The following is a 17,703-nucleotide window of genomic DNA, read 5'->3' on the forward strand; positions in this document are numbered from 1 at the left end:
GGCCCGGCTCCGAGTCTAGCCCGGTCGCGAGGGTGCTCCGTTCGCCGCAGTGTCGAGGCCGTGGGCCACCGCTATCCTGACTGGATGGCACAGACTCCCCTCGACCGCTTCTACAGCGTGATCCCCGCCGGCGGCGTGGGATCTCGGCTCTGGCCCCTCTCGAGGGCGGATGCACCGAAGTTCCTGCATGACCTGACCGGGTCGGGGCAGACGCTGCTGCGCGACACGTGGGACCGCCTCGCCCCGCTCTCCGGCGAGCAGCGCATCATGGTCGTCACCGGCCGCGCGCACCGCGCCGCCGTCGAAGCGCAGCTGCCCGAGCTGACCGACGAGAACATCGTGCTCGAGAGCGAGCCGCGCGACTCCACCGCCGCGATCGGACTCGCTGCCGCGATCCTCCACCGGCGCGAACCCGACGTGATCCTCGGCTCGTTCGCCGCCGACCACGTCATCTCCGGCTCGGCCCTCTTCCGCGAGGCCGTCACCGCGGCGGTCGCCGCGGCCGACGAGGGCTACATCGCGACGATCGGCATCACGCCGACCGAGCCCGCCGTCGGGTTCGGGTACATCGAGTGCGGCGAGCCGCTGCACGTGCCGGGCGTCGAGCACGTCTCGGCCGTGTCCAGCTTCGTCGAGAAGCCCGACCTCGAGACGGCCAAGCGCTACCTCGAGGGCGGACGCCACCTCTGGAACGCGGGCATGTTCATCGCGCGTGCCGACCGCCTGCTCGAGGAGCTCGCACGAACCAAGCCGGAGCTGCATGCCGGGCTCGTCGAGCTCGCCGCGGCGTGGGACGACCCCGCCACCCGCGGACCCGCCGTCGACCGCATCTGGCCGACGCTCGAGAAGATCGCGATCGACTACTCGGTGGCCGAACCGGCGGCGGAGCGCGGGCGGCTCGCGGTCGTGCGCGGACACTTCCAGTGGGACGACGTGGGCGACTTCGCCTCCCTCGCCAAGCTCAACACCGCCGGGCGGTCGGGCGAGCTGGCCATCCTCGGACCGAACGCGCGCGTGCTCGCCGACGCGTCGAGCGGCATCGTCGTCAGCCGCGCGAAGCGGGTCATCAGCCTGATCGGCGTGACCGATATCGTCGTGGTGGACACGCCGGACGCGCTGCTCGTCACGACGAGCGAGCACGCCCAGCGGGTGAAGGCCGTCGTCGACGCGCTGCGTCTCGGCGGATCCAGCGACGTGCTCTAGGCACGGGAAGGCGGTCGACGGATGCCGGTGCGCAGATCCCTCACGTTCGGAGTCGCGCTCATCGCGGCATCCCTCGCCCTCGCGGGGTGCGGGCAGGCGCCCGAGGGCGGCGACGACGGCGGAGAGCAGGCCGAAGGCTGCGTCCGGATGGTGACGAACTCGGGCGGGCTCGAGGACCGTTCCTTCAACCAGTCGAGCTGGGAGGGGCTGCAGCAGGCCGAGGAGGAGTACGGGGTCGAGGCCGAGGCGATCGTCTCGACGGGCGAGACCGACCTCGCTCCGAACGTGCAGCAGGCGGTGGACTCGGGCTGCGAGCTCGTGGTGACCGTCGGCTACGAGCTCGCGGAGGCCACGCTCGAGCAGGCGCAGGCCAACCCCGACCTCGCGTTCGCGATCGTCGACGAGGTCGTCGAGGCCGAGAACGTCAAGCCCGTGGTCTTCGACACCGCGCAGGCCTCCTTCCTCGCCGGGTACCTCGCCGCGGGGGTGTCGAAGACCGGCGTCGTGGCGACGTTCGGCGGCGGCAACCAGCCGCCGGTGACCCTGTTCATGGACGGCTTCGTCGACGGCGTCGCCAAGTACAACGAGGTCCACGGCACGGCGGTGCGCGCGCTCGGCTGGGACAAGGCGGCGCAGGACGGCTCGTTCACCGGCGACTTCGAGGACGTCAACAAGGGCAAGGTGCTCACCGAGGGCTTCATCGATCAGGGCGCCGACGTCATCCTCCCGGTGGCCGGGCAGGTCGGCGAGGGAGCCGCCGCGGCCGCACTCGAGCGGGGCGGCACGTCGATCATCTGGGTCGACAGCGACGGGTACGAGACGCTCCCCGAGGAGTTCCGCCCGGTCTTGCTCACGAGCGTGCTGAAGAACACGCAGCAGGCGATGGTGGAGATCGTCGGCGACGTCGTCGACGACGCGTTCACGAACGCGCCCTACGTCGGCACCCTCGAGAACGGCGGGGTCGAGATCGCGCCGTTCCACGACCTCGAACCGCTCGTGAGCCCCGAGCTGCAGGGCGAGATCGAGGGGCTGCGGCAGGCCGTCATCGCGGGCGAGATCGTCGTCGAGTCACCCTCGACGCCCTGACTCCGGATGTCGCGACCCCCGCTCGGGGGTGAACCCGCCTGCTCATGTGAGCAGAATGTCGCGGCTTCATAACCATTGCCCGCAGGGGGCCCAAGGTCCGATGGCGCCGAACGCAACTTTGGGTAACGTGACCTCACGGTCCCCGGGTCCTGGTCGGGGTGCAGTCGTTTGGAGGACACTGTGACGTTCACGTTCAAGAAGGCCGCGGTCAGCGGTCTCGCGACGGTCGGCGTGGTCGCGCTGCTCGCGGGTTGCGCTTCGGCTCCCGAGGAGACGGAGGACGGCGGCGGCGGAGAGGCGCTCGACTTCCTGCCCTGCATGGTCTCCGACGCGGGCGGCTTCGATGACAAGTCCTTCAACCAGCTCGGGTTCGAGGGCCTCACGGCGGCGTCCGACGAGCTCGGCGTCGAGCCGGTCACCGTCCAGTCCGACTCCGAGACGGACTACGCCCCGAACCTGACGAACCTCGTCGACCAGGGCTGCAACCTCATCGTCACCGTCGGCTTCGCGCTCGCCGCGGCTGCGGGCGAGTCGGCCGAGGCGAACCCCGACATCGAGTACGTCTCGATCGACGACACGGTCGACCTCGACTTCGACGGCACGACCGACTTCGAGAACATCAAGCCGATCATCTTCGACACCGCGCAGGCGGCGTTCCTCGCCGGCTACGCGGCAGCGGCCTACTCGCAGACCGGCATCGTCGGCACCTTCGGCGGCATGAACTTCCCGACCGTCTCGATCTTCATGGACGGTTTCGCCCAGGGCGTCGAGTACCACAACCAGGAGAAGGGGACCGACGTCAAGGTCCTCGGCTGGGACCGCGCGGCACAGGACGGCGAGTTCACCGGCGGATTCGAGGCGAACGACACCGCTCGCCAGAAGGCCCAGGCCCTCATCGACCAGAACGTCGACGTGCTCCTTCCCGTCGGCGGCCCGATCTACCAGTCGGCGGCTGCGGCCATCCGCGAGGCGGGCCGTGAGATCGCGATGATCGGCGTCGACGCCGACTTCACTGAGACCGACCCGTCGGTCGCCGACCTCATGCTCACCTCGATCCTCAAGGGCATCGACGTCGGTACCGAGGAGGCCGTGCTCGCCGCGGGCAACGGCGAGTTCGACCCGACGCCGTTCATCGGCACGCTCGAGAACGAGGGCGTGGGCATCGCGCCGTTCCACGACTTCGAGGACAAGGTCCCGGCTGAGCTCGCGGGCGAGCTGGAAGACCTCAAGGCCGCGATCATCGCCGGCGACATCGAGGTCGAGTCCTACCTGGCCCAGTAAGGGCGGAACACCATGATCGGGGAGGTCGGCGCATGCCGGCCTCCCCGATCGGCGTTCGGATGCGCACCCGCGCGGATGCAAACCAACATCTGAGCAGGTCCCACCCGGGCGCTTCAACATACGCGCAGCATCTCCAACGGATGCAGCCATCTCAGTAGGATCGGGGACATGAAGCTCGAACTTCGCGGCATCACGAAGCGATTCGGCAGCTTGGTCGCAAACGACCACATCGACCTCACCGTTGAGGCAGGAGAGATCCACTGCCTCCTCGGCGAGAACGGTGCAGGCAAGTCGACGCTCATGAACGTGCTCTACGGTCTCTACCAGGCAGACGAGGGCGAGGTGCTCCTCGACGGCGAGGTGCAGCACTTCGCCGGTCCCGGCGACGCCATGGCCGCGGGCATCGGCATGGTCCACCAGCACTTCATGCTCATCCCCGTGTTCACGGTCGCCGAGAACGTCATGCTCGGCCACGAGGCCACGAAGGCCGGCGGCGTCCTCGACCTCGCGGCCGCCCGCCAGAAGGTCAAGGAGATCTCCGACCGGTTCGGCTTCCACGTCGACCCCGACGCGCTCGTCGACGACCTCCCGGTCGGCGTCCAGCAGCGGGTCGAGATCATCAAGGCGCTCTCGCGAGACGCACGCGTGATCGTCTTCGACGAGCCGACCGCGGTGCTCACCCCGCAGGAGACCGACGAGCTCATGGGCATCATGCGCCAGCTCAAGGAATCGGGCACCTCGATCGTGTTCATCACGCACAAGCTGCGCGAGGTGCGCGAGGTCGCCGACACCATCACCGTCATCCGCCTCGGCAAGGTCGTCGGCGAGGCGTCGCCGACCGCCACGAACGCCGAGCTCGCCTCGCTCATGGTCGGCCGCGCCGTCGAGCTGACCGTCCACAAGGAGGAGCCGAAGCTGGGCGATCCCGCCCTGGTCGTCGAGGGGCTCACCGTCATCGACCACATCGGACAGCTCGTCGTCAACGACGTGAGCTTCACCGTGCGCCGCGGCGAGATCCTCGCGGTCGCCGGGGTCCAGGGCAACGGCCAGACCGAGCTGACCGAGGCGCTGCTCGGGCTCCAGCCACGCGTCCGCGGCTCGATCACGCTCGACGGTCGCGACCTCACGGGCGCGAGCGTGCGACAGCGGCTCGATGCGGGGATCGGCTTCGTGCCGGAGGACCGCACCGAGGACGGGCTTGTCGGCGAGTTCACCATCGCCGAGAACCTGATGCTCGACCGCAGCAGCGGTGCGCCCTTCGTCCGTGCCGGCAACATCCAGCGCGGCGTGCTCGAGGAGTTCGCGCGCGAGAAGGTCAAGGAGTTCGACGTCCGCACCCAGGGCATCGACTCGAAGGCGCGGCAGTTGTCGGGCGGAAACCAGCAGAAGGTCGTGCTGGCCCGCGAGCTGAGCCGCGACCTCCGGCTGCTCGTCGCCGCCCAGCCCACGCGCGGCGTCGACGTCGGATCGATCGAGTTCATCCATAAAGAGATCGTCGAGGCGCGCGACTCGGGTGTTCCCGTCGTCGTCGTCTCGACCGAGCTCGACGAGGTCACCGCCCTCGCCGACCGCATCATGGTCATGTACCGCGGGCGCATCGTCGGCATCGTGCCGGGCGACACGCCCCGCGACGTCCTCGGCCTCATGATGGCCGGAGAACACCCCGGAGAAGGAGCCGCGGCATGAGCGACCCCCAGAAGCCCGAGGCCACCGGCTCGACCGGTGCAACCGGACACCTCGACGCCGACGTCGCGATCGAGCGGCCCGGCGTCGCGGCACCCCACCCGCAGGACGTCGACGACGACGTCCGCGCCTCTGCCGGCACCCGCGGCGACGACGGGGTCCCGCCGCCCTCCCGCTGGCACACGATGCTGCGCCAGATCACGACCGGCAACGCGATCATCTCGGTGCTGGCGGTGCTGCTCGCCCTGCTCGTCGGCGCCATCATGATCGCGTTCACCGACGAGCGCGTCCAGGAGACGAGCGCCTACTTCTTCGCGCGACCGACCGACATGCTCTTCGCCGTCTGGGACTCGGTGGCGGGCGCCTACGCCGCGCTGTTCCAGGGCGCGGTCTACAACTTCCGGCGCGACGACTTCATCGCCGGCATCCGACCCCTGACCGAGACCCTGACCTTCGCGACGCCCCTCATCGCGGGCGGCCTCGGCGTCGGCCTCGCGTTCCGCGTCGGCATGTTCAACATCGGCGGCCGCGGCCAGATGCTGATCGCGGCCTCGATCGCCGGCTGGATCGCGTTCGGATTCGACCTGCCGTGGGGCATCCACATGTTCGTGGCGCTCATCGGCGGCCTGATCGGCGGGGCGCTCTGGGCCGGCATCGCCGGCGTCCTGAAGGCCCGCACGGGCGCCCACGAGGTGATCGTGACGATCATGCTGAACTACGTGGCGTTCTACCTCGTCTCGTGGATGCTCCGGACCCCCGGCCTGCTGCAGGCGCCGGGATCGAGCAACCCGAAGACGCCCGCGATGAAGGACACCGCGATCTTCCCCGCGCTGCTCGGACCGCAGTTCAACCTGCACTTCGGGTTCGTCCTCGTGGTCATCGCCACCGTCGTGGTCTGGTGGATCCTGAACCGCTCGAGCCTCGGCTTCCGCTTCCGCGCGGTCGGCGAGAACCCCAACGCCGCTCGCGTCGCGGGCATCAACGTGAAGTCGATGTACGTGTACGCCATGCTCATCGCCGGCGCACTGCTCGGCCTCGCGGGCGTCAGCCAGGTGCTCGGCACCGTGACCACCGGCTTCACCGCCGGCATCGACGCGGGCATCGGCTTCGACGCGATCACGGTCGCGCTCCTCGGCCGCTCGACCCCGTGGGGCATCTTCATCGCAGGCATCCTGTTCGGCGCGTTCAAGGCCGGCGGCTTCTCGATGCAGGCCGCGGAGGGGGTGCCGATCGAGATCGTGCTGGTCGTCCAGTCGCTCATCGTGCTCTTCATCGCCGCCCCGCCGCTCGTCCGCACGATCTTCCGCCTGCCCGATCCGGCATCGGCTCCGAAGCGACCGCGGCCCATCGTCACGAAGGAGGTGGCGGCCAAGTGAGCGCAACCGTCCAGACCCCCGCGCCCCAGGTCCAGGCGCTCGACACCACGGTCGTCACCAGCTGGAAGGGCCCGATCGTCTTCGCGGTCTTCACGCTGATCGCGCTCGCGCTGGCGGTGTTCGCTCCACGCGACGGTGAGACGACGTTCCGCCTGTCGACCCAGGTCGACGTGATCCAGCTTCCGGAGATCTCGGTACCGGCGATGCCGACGCTCTGGGTCATCATCCTGCTGCTCGCGCTCGGCACGGCCTACTCCGCCTGGCTCGTGTCGCGCAAGCGGCGCGTTCCGCTCTGGCTCATCGTCGTCTTCGCGATCCTCTTCATGATCGGCTTCCTCACCTGGGCCGCGGCCGGCGCGACCATCCCGATGATCGGCCTGCTGTTCGGATCGCTGAGCCTGGCCGTGCCGCTCATCTACGGTTCGCTCGCCGGCGTCATCGGCGAGCGGGTCGGCGTCATCAACATCGCGATCGAGGGCCAGCTGCTCTCCGGCGCGTTCACCGCGGCCATCGTCGCGTCGGTGACGGGCCAGCCGCTGCTCGGCCTCGTCGCCGCGATGGTCGCCGGCATGCTCGTCGGCATGGTGCTCGCGGCCTTCGCGATCAAGTACTTCGTCGACCAGGTCATCGTCGGTGTCGTGCTGAACGTCCTCGTCATCGGCCTCACGAGCTTCTTCTTCTCGCAGGTGCTCGCACCGAACGCGGCCACGCTGAACACGCCGCCGCGCTTCGACCGCCTGCCGATCCCCATCCTGAGCGAGATCCCGATCATCGGGCCCGTCCTGTTCCGCCAGACGCTCGTCGTGTACATCATGTACGTCGTGGTGGCGCTGGTGTACATCGGCCTGTTCCACACCAAGTGGGGACTGCGACTCCGAGCCGTCGGCGAGCACCCGACGGCCGCCGACACGGTCGGCATCAAGGTCAACCGCACGCGGTTCTGGAACGTCGCCCTCGCCGGCGCGATCGCCGGCCTCGGCGGCACCTTCTTCACGATCGGATCCGGCATCGCGTTCAACAAGGAGATGACCGCGGGTGCGGGCTTCATCGCGCTCGCCGCGGTGATCTTCGGCCAGTGGGATCCGATCAAGGCGACGCTCGCGGCGCTGCTGTTCGGCTTCGCGTCGAACCTGCAGAACACGCTCTCGGTGATCGGCTCGCCGGTGCCGAGCGAGTTCATGCTCATGCTGCCCTACGTCGTCACGATCCTCGCCGTCGCCGGGTTCGTCGGCAAGGTGCGCGGCCCAGCGGCAGCCGGCAAGCCGTACATCAAGTCGTGACCCGAGGAGCACCATGACCGCCCAGCACGAGATCGACTGGGACCACCTCCGCGAGATCGCCCGCGAGGCGATGGCGAAGGCGTACGTCCCCTACTCGCAGTTCCCGGTCGGCGCGGCGGCGATCGCCGACGACGGCCGCGTCGTCAGCGGCTGCAACGTCGAGAACGCCTCGTACGGCGTCACGCTGTGCGCCGAGTGCTCGCTCGTCTCGGCGCTCGTGATGTCGGGCGGCGGCAAGCTCACCGCGTTCACCTGCGTCGACGGACACGGCAACGTCCTCATGCCGTGCGGCCGCTGCCGCCAGCTGCTCTACGAGCACTCGGCCGAGGGGATGCTGCTCGAGACCGTCTCGGGCGTGAAGACCATCGACGAGGTGCTGCCCGACGCGTTCGGTCCGCGTCAGCTCGCCGAGTTCCGAGGGGAGTCCGAATGAGCGCCGTCGAGGCCTTCGACGCCGTCGACCTGATCCACACCAAGCGCGACCGCGGTGAGCTGTCGACCGACCAGATCGACTGGCTCGTCGACGCGTACACGCGCGGCTACGTCGCCGACGAGCAGATGTCGGCCATGACCATGGCGATCTTCCTCAACGGCATGTCGCGTCGCGAGATCCGCGACATGACCATGGCGATGATCGCGTCGGGGGAGCGGATGGACTTCTCCGGGCTCGGCAAGCCCACGACCGACAAGCACTCGACCGGCGGGGTCGGCGACAAGATCACGCTCCCGCTCATGCCGCTCGTCGCGTCGTTCGGCGTCGCCGTGCCGCAGCTGTCGGGGCGCGGACTCGGCCACACGGGCGGCACGCTCGACAAGCTCGAATCGATCCCGGGCTGGCGGGCCGAGCTGACCAACGACGAGATGTTCGCTCAGCTCCGCGACGTCGGCGGCGTCATCTGCGCCGCCGGAGCGGGGCTCGCGCCGGCCGACAAGAAGCTCTACGCGCTGCGCGACATCACGGGCACGGTCGAGGCCATCCCGCTCATCGCGTCCTCGATCATGTCGAAGAAGATCGCCGAGGGCACGGGCGCGCTCGTGCTCGACGTGAAGTTCGGCTCCGGTGCGTTCCTGAAGGACATCGAGCGGTCGCGCGAGCTCGCGCGCACGATGGTCGAGCTCGGAGAGGACGCGGGCGTCGCGACGTCCGCGCTGCTCACCAACATGAACGTCCCGCTCGGCCTCACGATCGGCAACGCCAACGAGGTGCGCGAATCGGTCGAGGTCCTCGCGGGCGGCGGGCCCGCCGACATCCGCGAGCTGACCGTCGCGCTCGCGCGCGAGATGCTCGCCCTCGCGGGCCGGGCCGACGCCGACGTCGAGGCCGCACTCGACGACGGGCGTGCGATGGACACCTGGCGCGCCGCCATCCGCGCGCAGGGCGGCGACCCCGACGCCCCGCTCCCAGTCGCGAAGGAGCAGCACGTCGTGACCGCCGAGCGCGACGGCGTGCTCGTCCGCCAGGAGGCCCTGCCGTTCGGCATCGCCGCATGGCGGCTGGGCGCCGGCCGCGCGCGCAAGGAGGATCCGGTGCAGCACGCCGCGGGCATCGACCTGCACGCCAAGCCGGGCGACGCCGTGCGCACGGGCGAGCCGCTCTTCACGTTGTTCGCCGACGAGCCGGCGCGCTTCGCGCGCGCACTCGAGGCGGTCGACGGCGCCTGGACGATCGGCGACCCCGGCGAACCCGTCGAGGACGGCGGTCCGCTGATCGCCGATCGCATCGGGCGCTGACGCCGCACGAAATCGCCGCGACGGGCGGGGTCCGCGCCGGTATCGTTGTGGGGTGGACACGCACGCGACCGAATACCGGCTCGAGGGGGACGGCACCGATATCCGGTCGCTGCCCAAGATCTCGTTGCACGATCACCTCGACGGCGGCCTGCGGCCGCAGACCCTGATCGAACTCGCCGAGGAGAACGGCCTCGAGCTGCCGGCGCCCGACGCCGAGTCGCTCGGCGCGTGGTTCTCCGAGCAGTCGAACTCGGGGTCGCTCGTGGAGTACCTGAAGACGTTCGACCTGACCACCTCGGTCATGCAGACGCGCGACGGCCTCGCCCGGGTGGCCCGCGAGTTCGTGCTCGACCTCGCCGACGACGGCGTGATCTACGGCGAGGTGCGCTGGGCGCCCGAGCAGCACCTGGCGCGCGGCCTCTCGCTCGACGAGGTCGTCGAGGCGGTCCAGGCCGGCCTCGACGAGGGCGTCGACGACGTGCGGCGCCAGGGTCGCCGCATCCGGGTCGGCCAGCTGATCACCGCGATGCGCCACGCCGATCGCGGCCTCGAGATCGCCGAACTCGCCGTGCGCCACCGCGATCGCGGCGTCGTCGGGTTCGACATCGCGGGCGCCGAGGCCGGGTTCCCCGCGAGCCGGCACCGCACGGCGTTCGACTTCCTCGCGACGCGCTTCATGCCCGTGACCGTGCACGCGGGCGAGGCCGACGGGCTCGACTCGATCCGCAGCGCCCTGTTCGACGGGCGCGCGTTGAGACTCGGGCACGGCGTGCGCCTCGCCGAAGACCTCACGATCGAGCGTCAGGACGACGAGAACACCTACGTCTCGCTCGGCCCGGTCGCGCAGTGGGTGCGCGACCGCGAGATCGCGCTCGAGACGAGCCCGTCCTCCAACCTGCAGACCGGTGCCATCGCGGCGTGGGGCGACGAGCTCGTCGATCACCCCTTCGACCTGCTGTACCAGCTGGGTTTCCGCGTCACGGTCAACACCGACAACCGCCTGCAGTCGGGCACGAGCCTCACGCGCGAGCTCTCGCTGCTCGCCGACGCGTTCGGCTACGACGTCGACGACCTCGAGGTGTTCCAGCTGAATGCCGCCGCCGCGGCGTTCCTCCCGCTCGACGACCGGGAGGACCTGGTCGAGCAGATCCAGGACGGCTTCGACGAGGCCTGATCCGCTCCCCATCACGATGACGCTGCCTCCCCTTCCCGACACCGCCGTGACCCTCGGGGCCGACGCGGCCGACTGGCGTGCCGCGGTGCGCGAGGCCGGCCGCGCGCTCACCCGGTCGGGCTCCACGCGCGAGGGCTACGCCGACCGCATGATCGAGGTGCTCGAGGAGTTCGGCGCGTACATCGTCATCGCCCCGGGCCTCGCGCTCGCGCATGCACGCCCCGGGCCCGACGTGCTCCGCAGCGGCCTCGCCGTCGTCACCCTGTCCGAGCCGGTCGCGTTCGGCCACCCGCACAACGACCCCGTCCGCGTCGTCGTCGGGCTCGCGGTCTCGAATGCCGAGGAGCACGTCGCGAGCGTCGCCGGGCTGGCCAACGTGTTCAACGAGCGCACCGCGATCGAGCGGCTCGCCGGCGCGACGTCGGTCGCCGAGGTGCGAGCCGTGTTCGACGGCGCCGGCGGGCCGGGTCGCGAGACGACGGATGCCGCGGGAGCGGGCTCATGAGGATCGTCGCGGTGTGCGGCCTGGGCATCGGCACCTCGGCGATCCTGAAGGCGAACGCCGAGCGGGCCCTCGACCGGCTCGGGCTCGAGGCCGACGTCGACGCGAGCGACCTCGCGGGCGTCCGCGCGGCGGCGACCGACGCCCAGGTCGTGCTCACCTCGAGCGAGCTCGCCGGCCAGGTGCGCACGGCGATCGGCCGCACGTGGGCCGAGATCATCGAGGTCGAGAACTACTTCGACGTCGACGAGATCGGCCGCAAGCTCGAGGCATCGCTGGGCTGACGCCGCGCGTCAGGCCACGAGTGCCCGCATGCCGGACTCGAGCCGGGCGACGAGGTCGGATGCCGCGGCGCGGCGCTCCGCGACCGAGCCCTCGGTCGACGCCGCGTCGATGTAGACCTTGAGCTTCGGCTCGGTGCCGCTCGGCCGCACCATGACGCGTGCGCCGCCCTCGAGGCGGATGCGGAGCACGTCGGAGGGCGGCAGCCCGTCGACGCCCTCAGCGAGGTCGTCGATGCGCTCGACGCGGACCCCGCCCACCTCGGCCGGCGGCTCGGCGCGCAGGCGCGCCATGACCGAGGCGATCCGCGACAGGTCGGTCACCCGGATCGACACCTGCGACGAGGCGAAGCAGCCGAACCGCTCGACGAACTCGTCGAGCAGGTCGGCGACCGTGCGGCCGTCGGAGGCCGCCCGCGCCGCGAGCGAGAGGAACGCGAGCCCGGCCGAGATGCCGTCCTTGTCGCGGAGCGTGCGAGGGTTCACGAGGTACCCGAGCGCCTCCTCGAAGCCGAACACCAGCCCGGGCGCACGCGAGATCCACTTGAACCCCGTGAGCGTCGAGGCGAAGTCGAGGCCGTAGGCGTGCGCGACGGCCTCGAGACCCGGGGAGGAGACGATCGAGCACGCGAGCGTGCCGCGACCGGCGGTGCCCGTGCCGCCCGTCGCGCCCGCGCCATCCACCTGCTCGGCGACCTGCCAGCCGAGCAGCAGCCCGACCTCGTTGCCCGAGAGCCGCCGGAACCCGGAGGCATCGGATGCGTCGGGGATCGCGATCGCGAGCCGGTCGGCGTCGGGGTCGTTGGCGATGACGAGGTCGGCGCCGGCCTCGCGCGCGGCCTCGAACGAGAGGTCCATCGCACCGGGCTCCTCCGGGTTCGGGAACGCCACGGTCGGGAAGCGCCCGTCGGGCTCGATCTGCGCCTCGACGAGCGACGGCACGTCGAAGCCCGCCGTCTCGAGCACGCGCCGCATGGTCTCCCAGCCGACGCCGTGCATGGCCGTGTAGACGACGCGCGGCTGCGCGGCCGGCCGTGCGGCGACCGCGGCGGTCTCGGCGACGTACGCCTCGACGACCGACTCGGGCGCCGTCTCGACGGCGCCGCGCGGCAGGTCGGGCACCGTCGCGGTCTCGGCGACGCGGAGGATGTGCGTGGCGATCTCGGCGTCGGCCGGTGCGACGATCTGCGAGCCGGCATCATCGCCGCCGAGGTAGACCTTCATGCCGTTGTCGTTCGGCGGGTTGTGCGAGGCCGTGATCATGACGCCCGCGCTCGTGTCGAGGTGGCGGACGGCGAACGCGAGCACCGGCGTGGGCAGCAGGCGGGGGAGCAGGACGGCGCGCACGCCGGCTCCGGACATGACCTCGGCGACATCCCGTGCGAACGCCTCGGAGTTGCGGCGGCCGTCGTACCCGACGACGACGCTCGGGGTCGCGCCGTCCGCTCGGCGCTCGAGCAGGTACGCCGCGAGGCCCGCGGCGCCCTGCGACACGAGCACGCGGTTCATCCGGTTCGGCCCGGCCGCGATCTCGCCGCGCAGGCCCGCGGTGCCGAACGCGAGCCGCGTGTCGAAGCGGTCGGCGAGGTCGGCGGACGCCGCGACGTCGCCCGAGCGCGCACCCGCGACGATCGCGGCGAGCTCGTCGCGGGTCTCGGGGTCGGGGTCCTGGGCGATCCACGCCTCGGCGAGGGCGATCCGGTCGGCGTCGGTGGGCTGCGGCATCCGTTGCCTTCTCTCTCGATGCGGCGGCGCTGCGTCGCGCCGCGTGTGCCGGTGGTGCGGGTGGTGCTGCGGTCGGCCGGTCGGCCCGCCTAGATGGCCGCGACGACCTTCGCGAGGAGGTCGGAGATCTTGGCCTCGGCGTTGCGGCCGGCCTCGAGCACCTCCTCGTGGCTGAGCGGGGTGGCCTGGATGCCCGCGGCGAGGTTCGTGATGAGCGACATGCCGAGCACCTCCATGCCCGCCTGGCGCGCGGCGATCGCCTCGAGCGCGGTCGACATGCCCACGATGTGCCCGCCGATGATCTTGGCCATCTGCACCTCGGCCGGCGTCTCGTAGTGCGGGCCGCGGAACTGCACGTACACGCCCTCGTCGAGCGTCGGGTCGATGCCGCGCGCGAGGTCGCGCAGTCGCGACGAGTACAGGTCGGTGAGGTCGACGAACGTCGCGCCCTCGAGCGGCGAATCGCCCGTGAGGTTGATGTGGTCGCTGATGAGCATCGCGGTGCCGGCCGAGTGCTCCTTGATGCCGCCGGCGCCGTTGGTGAGGATCATGGTCGAGGCGCCCGTGGCCGCGGCGGTGCGGACGGAGTGCACGACCCGGCGCACGCCGTGGCCCTCGTAGTAGTGCGTGCGCGCGCCGATCACGAGCGCCCGCTTGCCGTTCGGCAGCGCGACCGAGCGCAGCGTGCCGACGTGCCCCTCGAGCGCCGGCTTCGAGAAGCCCGGGATCTCGTCGGCATGGATGGTGTGGGTCGTCTCGCCGATGAGCTCGGCCGCGGCGCCCCAGCCCGAGCCGAGCGTGAGGGCGAGGTCGTGGCGCTCCACGCCGGTCAGCTCCGCGATGCGGGCGGCCGCATCGCGGGCGATGGCGAACGGGTCGGCGGCGGGGTCGTCGAGCGGGTTCTGCTGCTGCATCCCCTCATGGTACGCAAGGGGCGGATGTCGCGGCACGACGCGCGCACCACGGTGCTCGCCTGAGCGCGTCATCCGCCCGCCCGCTCGCGTTCGCGCGGGTCGTCTCCGGTGCGGAAGAATGGTCGGCATGTCGCACACCGAGTTCGAGCGCACGCAGAGGATCGCCGTACTCGGAGGTGGACCGGGCGGGTACGAGGCCGCACTCGCCGCCGCCCAGCTCGGTGCCGAGGTCACGCTCGTCGAGCGGGCCGGCGTCGGCGGCTCGGCGGTGCTCACCGACGTGGTGCCGTCGAAGTCGCTCATCGCGACCGCCGAGGCCTCGAACGCGGTCAAGGAGGCGGCCGACCTCGGCGTGCAGTTCTTCGCCAAGGGCGCGCAGGACAAGGCGGTCAAGCCGCAGGTCGCGATCAACCTGCAGGCCGTCAACAAGCGCCTGCTCGGCCTCGCCGCGCAGCAGTCGGAGGACATGCGCTCCAACCTCATCGACGCGGGCGTGCACCTCGTGCAGGGCGAGGGACGGCTCGACGGCCCGAACGCGATCATCGTGTCGACCGCGAAGGGCGGCACCGACTTCGACCGCATCGAGGCCGACACGCTCGTGATCTCCACCGGCGCGACGCCGCGCGTGCTGCCGACCGCGGTGCCCGACGGCGAGCGGATCCTCACGTGGACGCAGCTCTACACGCTCAAGCAGGTGCCCGAGCACCTCATCGTGGTCGGCTCCGGCGTGACCGGGGCCGAGTTCGCGTCGGCCTACCGCGCGCTCGGCGCGAAGGTCACGCTCATCTCCAGCCGCGACCAGGTGCTCCCCGGCGAAGATGCCGACGCGGCATCCGTCATCGAGAAGGTCTTCAAGCGCAACGGCATGAAGGTCATGAACAAGTCACGCGCAGAGTCGGTCGTCGCCGACGCCGACGGCGTCGTGGCGACCCTCACCGACGGCCGCGAGGTGCGCGGCTCGCACTGCCTCATGGCCGTCGGCTCGGTGCCGAACACGCACGACCTCGGGCTCGAGGAGGCCGGCGTGCAGCTGGCCGAGTCGGGCCACATCCGCGTCAACCGGGTCGCGCGCACCTCGATGCCGAACATCTACGCCGCGGGCGACTGCACGACGTTCCTGCCGCTCGCCTCGGTCGCGTCGATGCAGGGCCGCACCGCGGTGTTCCACGCCATGGGCGACATCGTCAACCCGCCCGAGAACCGCAACATCACCTCGAACATCTTCACCCAGCCCGAGATCGCGACCGTCGGCTGGACCGAGAAGGAGATCGACGAGGGCGTCGTGCCCGGCGTCGCCTACAAGCTGCCGCTGTCGTCGAACCCCCGCGCGAAGATGATGGGCATCCGCGACGGCTTCGTGAAGCTGTTCGCCTCGGCCGGGTCGGGCGCCATCATCGGCGGCGTGATCGTCGCGCCGAAGGCGTCGGAGCTGATCTTCCCGCTCGCGCTCGCGGTCGAGCACCGGCTCACGGTCGACCAGTTCGCCGAGGCGTTCCCGGTCTACCCGTCGCTGACGGGCTCGCTGACGGATGCCGCGAGGGCCATGCACGTCGTACGCTGACCCTGCGCGCCCTCGACGGAGACGGCGTGCCGGATCCGCGGCGCCGCCCGGCGCCGGAGAGGGGGAGCTCATGGACTGGCGGGTGAAGTCCGTCGAGGCGACGATCGCCGACTCGGCCGACGCGGAACGGAGCCTCAAGCGCTCGCTCGGCACCTGGGACCTCGCGCTGATGGGGATCGCCGTCGCGGTCGGCGCCGGCATCTTCTCGGTCGGGGCGCAGGCGGCCGCGAACTTCGCGGGGCCCAGCGTGATCGTCTCGTTCGTGCTCGCGGCCGTCACGTGCGGTCTCGCGATCATGTGCTACGCCGAGTTCGCCTCGACGGTCCCGGTCGCCGGGAGCGCCTACACCTTCACGTACGCGACCATGGGCGAGCTGCTCGCCTGGATCATCGGCTGGGACCTCATCCTCGAGATGTTCACGGGCGCCGCGGTCATCGCGAAGTACTGGGGCGTCTACCTCGGCGAGGCCCTGCTCGCCTTCGGACTGCCGTTCCCCGCGACGATCTCCCTCGGCGGGCTCGAGGTGAGCTGGCCCGCGTTCCTGATCGTCGCGGTGTTCACCGCCCTGCTCGTCGCCGGCACCAAGCTCACGGCGCGCGTCGGCTCCGTGTTCACGATCATCAAGGTCGCGATCGTGCTGTTCGTGATCGTCGTCGGGTTCTTCTTCATCAACGCCGCGAACTTCACGCCGTTCATCCCCGCGCCGGTGCCCACCGAGGGCGGCGCCGAGGACGTGTGGACGCAGTCGCTGTTCTCGTGGGCGACGGGCGCGGCACCCGCGCAGTACGGCATCTTCGGGATGCTGTCGGCGGCGTCGCTCGTGTTCTTCGCCTTCATCGGCTTCGACGTCGTCGCCACGAGCGCGGAGGAGGTCCGCGAGCCGCAGCGGCGACTGCCGCGCGGCATCTTCCTCGGCCTCGGCATCGTCACCGCGCTCTACGTGCTCGTCTCGATCGTGATGACCGGGATGGTGTCCTACCGCGAGCTCGCCGAAGAGGACGCACCCTCGCTCGCCACGGCGTTCCGGCTCGTCGGCCAGGACTGGGCGTCGGCGGTGATCTCGGTCGGCGCGATCGCCGGACTCACGACCGTCATCATGGTGCTGCTGCTCGGACTGTCGCGCATCGTCTTCGCCCTGAGCCGCGACGGACTGCTGCCGCGGTGGCTGTCCAAGACCACGCACCACACGAAGACGCCGGCGCGCATCCAGATCATCGGCGGCACGATCGTCGCCCTCGTCGCCGCGTTCACCGACGTGGGCCTGCTCGAGGAGATGATCAACATCGGCACGCTCTCGGCCTTCGTGCTGGTGAGCATCGGCATCGTGGTGCTGCGCCGCACGCGGCCCGACCTGCCGCGTGGATTCCGGGTGCCGTGGTCGCCCGTCCTGCCGATCCTCTCGGCGGCGCTGTGCCTCTGGCTCATGCTGAACCTCACGACGCTCACCTGGGTGCGCTTCCTCGTGTGGCTCGCGATCGGCGTCGTGATCTACCTGATCTACGGCCGGCCGCGCTCGCGCCTCGGCGAGCAGGTCAGCGAGGTCGAGCTGCCGACCCCGCAGGGGGCGCCGCCGCTCCAGTGACGCCGCCCGCCAGCCTCGCCCGCCGTGTTCCGAATTCAGGACGCGCCCGTGTCGGTGAGCGCCGGAATTCAGGATGCGCCTCCGGTGCTGCTGTCCAGAATTCAGGATCACGTCCCGAGTACGGGCGATTCGCGCACAAGAAGTGCGGCGTGACCGCGTCGTGCGGGCGGCTTCGTCCTGAATTCGGAACAGCATCGCCTGAGCCATCCGCTGTGCGCACCTGAATACTGCACGCTGGCGACGGGCCGGCGGAGCGGGCGTTCCTGAGTTGTGGACGCGGACCGACCCCTCCTCGACCGGGGCGGTTCAGGCGATGCCGTGCAC

The 17,703-nt window shown here is 70.8% G+C and carries 15 protein-coding genes; 13 read left to right on the plus strand and 2 right to left on the minus strand.

Annotated features, from left to right (window positions below; translation table 11 throughout):
• Positions 1-84 precede the first annotated feature (84 nt).
• The 11 genes from AC3RKB_RS11850 (at position 85) to AC3RKB_RS11900 (ending at position 11,600) form a co-directional block, all read left to right on the plus strand.
• Positions 85-1,203, plus strand: coding sequence for a mannose-1-phosphate guanylyltransferase (locus AC3RKB_RS11850; protein WP_491436345.1), 1,119 nt, complete (start codon positions 85-87; stop codon positions 1,201-1,203).
• Between the two features lie 21 nt (positions 1,204-1,224).
• Positions 1,225-2,289, plus strand: a complete 1,065-nt coding sequence (locus AC3RKB_RS11855; protein WP_491436346.1) for a BMP family lipoprotein — start codon at positions 1,225-1,227, stop codon at positions 2,287-2,289.
• Positions 2,290-2,469: 180 nt separating this feature from the next.
• Positions 2,470-3,570, plus strand: a complete 1,101-nt coding sequence (locus tag AC3RKB_RS11860; protein WP_491436347.1) for a BMP family lipoprotein — start codon at positions 2,470-2,472, stop codon at positions 3,568-3,570.
• A gap of 168 nt (positions 3,571-3,738) precedes the next feature.
• Positions 3,739-5,256 carry an ABC transporter ATP-binding protein gene (locus AC3RKB_RS11865; RefSeq protein ID WP_491436348.1) on the plus strand — a complete coding sequence of 506 codons (1,518 nt, stop codon included), beginning with the start codon at positions 3,739-3,741 and terminating at the stop codon, positions 5,254-5,256.
• Positions 5,253-6,629, plus strand: coding sequence for an ABC transporter permease (locus tag AC3RKB_RS11870; protein WP_491436349.1), 1,377 nt, complete (start codon positions 5,253-5,255; stop codon positions 6,627-6,629). The genes AC3RKB_RS11865 and AC3RKB_RS11870 overlap by 4 nt, the downstream gene beginning before the upstream one ends.
• A complete protein-coding gene (locus AC3RKB_RS11875) occupies positions 6,626-7,909 on the plus strand; it encodes an ABC transporter permease (RefSeq protein ID WP_491436350.1) in 1,284 nt (427 codons plus the stop codon). The genes AC3RKB_RS11870 and AC3RKB_RS11875 overlap by 4 nt, the downstream gene beginning before the upstream one ends.
• A 13-nt stretch (positions 7,910-7,922) precedes the next feature.
• Complete coding sequence (locus tag AC3RKB_RS11880; protein ID WP_491436351.1) at positions 7,923-8,342, plus strand: cytidine deaminase; 420 nt, start codon at positions 7,923-7,925, stop codon at positions 8,340-8,342.
• A complete protein-coding gene (locus AC3RKB_RS11885) occupies positions 8,339-9,640 on the plus strand; it encodes a thymidine phosphorylase (RefSeq protein ID WP_491436352.1) in 1,302 nt (433 codons plus the stop codon). Before AC3RKB_RS11880 ends, AC3RKB_RS11885 begins: the two co-directional genes overlap by 4 nt.
• Before the next feature lie 52 nt (positions 9,641-9,692).
• Positions 9,693-10,814 carry an adenosine deaminase gene (locus tag AC3RKB_RS11890; RefSeq protein ID WP_491436353.1) on the plus strand — a complete coding sequence of 374 codons (1,122 nt, stop codon included), beginning with the start codon at positions 9,693-9,695 and terminating at the stop codon, positions 10,812-10,814.
• 16 nt (positions 10,815-10,830) lie between these two features.
• A complete protein-coding gene (locus AC3RKB_RS11895) occupies positions 10,831-11,319 on the plus strand; it encodes a PTS sugar transporter subunit IIA (protein WP_491436354.1) in 489 nt (162 codons plus the stop codon).
• Positions 11,316-11,600 (plus strand): PTS sugar transporter subunit IIB, encoded by a 285-nt coding sequence (locus AC3RKB_RS11900; RefSeq protein ID WP_491436355.1) that lies wholly within the window; start codon positions 11,316-11,318, stop codon positions 11,598-11,600. Before AC3RKB_RS11895 ends, AC3RKB_RS11900 begins: the two co-directional genes overlap by 4 nt.
• A gap of 9 nt (positions 11,601-11,609) precedes the next feature.
• Here AC3RKB_RS11900 and AC3RKB_RS11905 read toward each other — a convergent pair whose 3' ends face one another.
• Together AC3RKB_RS11905 and AC3RKB_RS11910 are read right to left on the minus strand one after the other, a co-directional pair.
• The gene (locus AC3RKB_RS11905; protein WP_491436356.1) at positions 11,610-13,322 is read right to left on the minus strand and encodes a phospho-sugar mutase; all 1,713 of its coding nucleotides are present in this window, start codon (positions 13,320-13,322) and stop codon (positions 11,610-11,612) included.
• Between the two features lie 89 nt (positions 13,323-13,411).
• On the minus strand, positions 13,412-14,236 hold the full coding sequence (locus tag AC3RKB_RS11910; protein ID WP_491436357.1) for a purine-nucleoside phosphorylase: 825 nt from the start codon (positions 14,234-14,236) through the stop codon (positions 13,412-13,414).
• 118 nt (positions 14,237-14,354) lie between these two features.
• On the opposite strand from AC3RKB_RS11910, the gene AC3RKB_RS11915 reads away from it, so the two are divergent.
• Both AC3RKB_RS11915 and AC3RKB_RS11920 read left to right on the plus strand, forming a co-directional pair.
• Positions 14,355-15,797: an NAD(P)H-quinone dehydrogenase gene (locus tag AC3RKB_RS11915; protein WP_491436358.1), complete on the plus strand. Its 1,443-nt coding sequence runs from the start codon at positions 14,355-14,357 to the stop codon at positions 15,795-15,797.
• A gap of 70 nt (positions 15,798-15,867) precedes the next feature.
• Positions 15,868-17,379, plus strand: a complete 1,512-nt coding sequence (locus AC3RKB_RS11920; RefSeq protein ID WP_491436359.1) for an APC family permease — start codon at positions 15,868-15,870, stop codon at positions 17,377-17,379.
• Positions 17,380-17,703: the final 324 nt, after the last annotated feature.

It is taken from the genome of Agromyces capsici (genome assembly GCF_058349965.1).

Excerpts from the sequence above, each read along its gene's own strand:
- AC3RKB_RS11850 (WP_491436345.1), top strand. The coding sequence starts at position 85 with ATGGCACAGACTCCCCTCGACCGCTTCTACAGCGTGATCCCCGCCGGC.
- AC3RKB_RS11855 (WP_491436346.1), top strand. The coding sequence starts at position 1,225 with ATGCCGGTGCGCAGATCCCTCACGTTCGGAGTCGCGCTCATCGCGGCA.
- AC3RKB_RS11865 (WP_491436348.1), top strand. The coding sequence starts at position 3,739 with ATGAAGCTCGAACTTCGCGGCATCACGAAGCGATTCGGCAGCTTGGTC.
- AC3RKB_RS11870 (WP_491436349.1), top strand. The coding sequence starts at position 5,253 with ATGAGCGACCCCCAGAAGCCCGAGGCCACCGGCTCGACCGGTGCAACC.
- AC3RKB_RS11880 (WP_491436351.1), top strand. The coding sequence starts at position 7,923 with ATGACCGCCCAGCACGAGATCGACTGGGACCACCTCCGCGAGATCGCC.
- AC3RKB_RS11885 (WP_491436352.1), top strand. The coding sequence starts at position 8,339 with ATGAGCGCCGTCGAGGCCTTCGACGCCGTCGACCTGATCCACACCAAG.
- AC3RKB_RS11895 (WP_491436354.1), top strand. The coding sequence starts at position 10,831 with ATGACGCTGCCTCCCCTTCCCGACACCGCCGTGACCCTCGGGGCCGAC.
- AC3RKB_RS11900 (WP_491436355.1), top strand. The coding sequence starts at position 11,316 with ATGAGGATCGTCGCGGTGTGCGGCCTGGGCATCGGCACCTCGGCGATC.
- AC3RKB_RS11905 (WP_491436356.1), bottom strand. The coding sequence starts at position 13,322 with ATGCCGCAGCCCACCGACGCCGACCGGATCGCCCTCGCCGAGGCGTGG.
- AC3RKB_RS11910 (WP_491436357.1), bottom strand. The coding sequence starts at position 14,236 with ATGCAGCAGCAGAACCCGCTCGACGACCCCGCCGCCGACCCGTTCGCC.
- AC3RKB_RS11915 (WP_491436358.1), top strand. The coding sequence starts at position 14,355 with ATGGTCGGCATGTCGCACACCGAGTTCGAGCGCACGCAGAGGATCGCC.
- AC3RKB_RS11920 (WP_491436359.1), top strand. The coding sequence starts at position 15,868 with ATGGACTGGCGGGTGAAGTCCGTCGAGGCGACGATCGCCGACTCGGCC.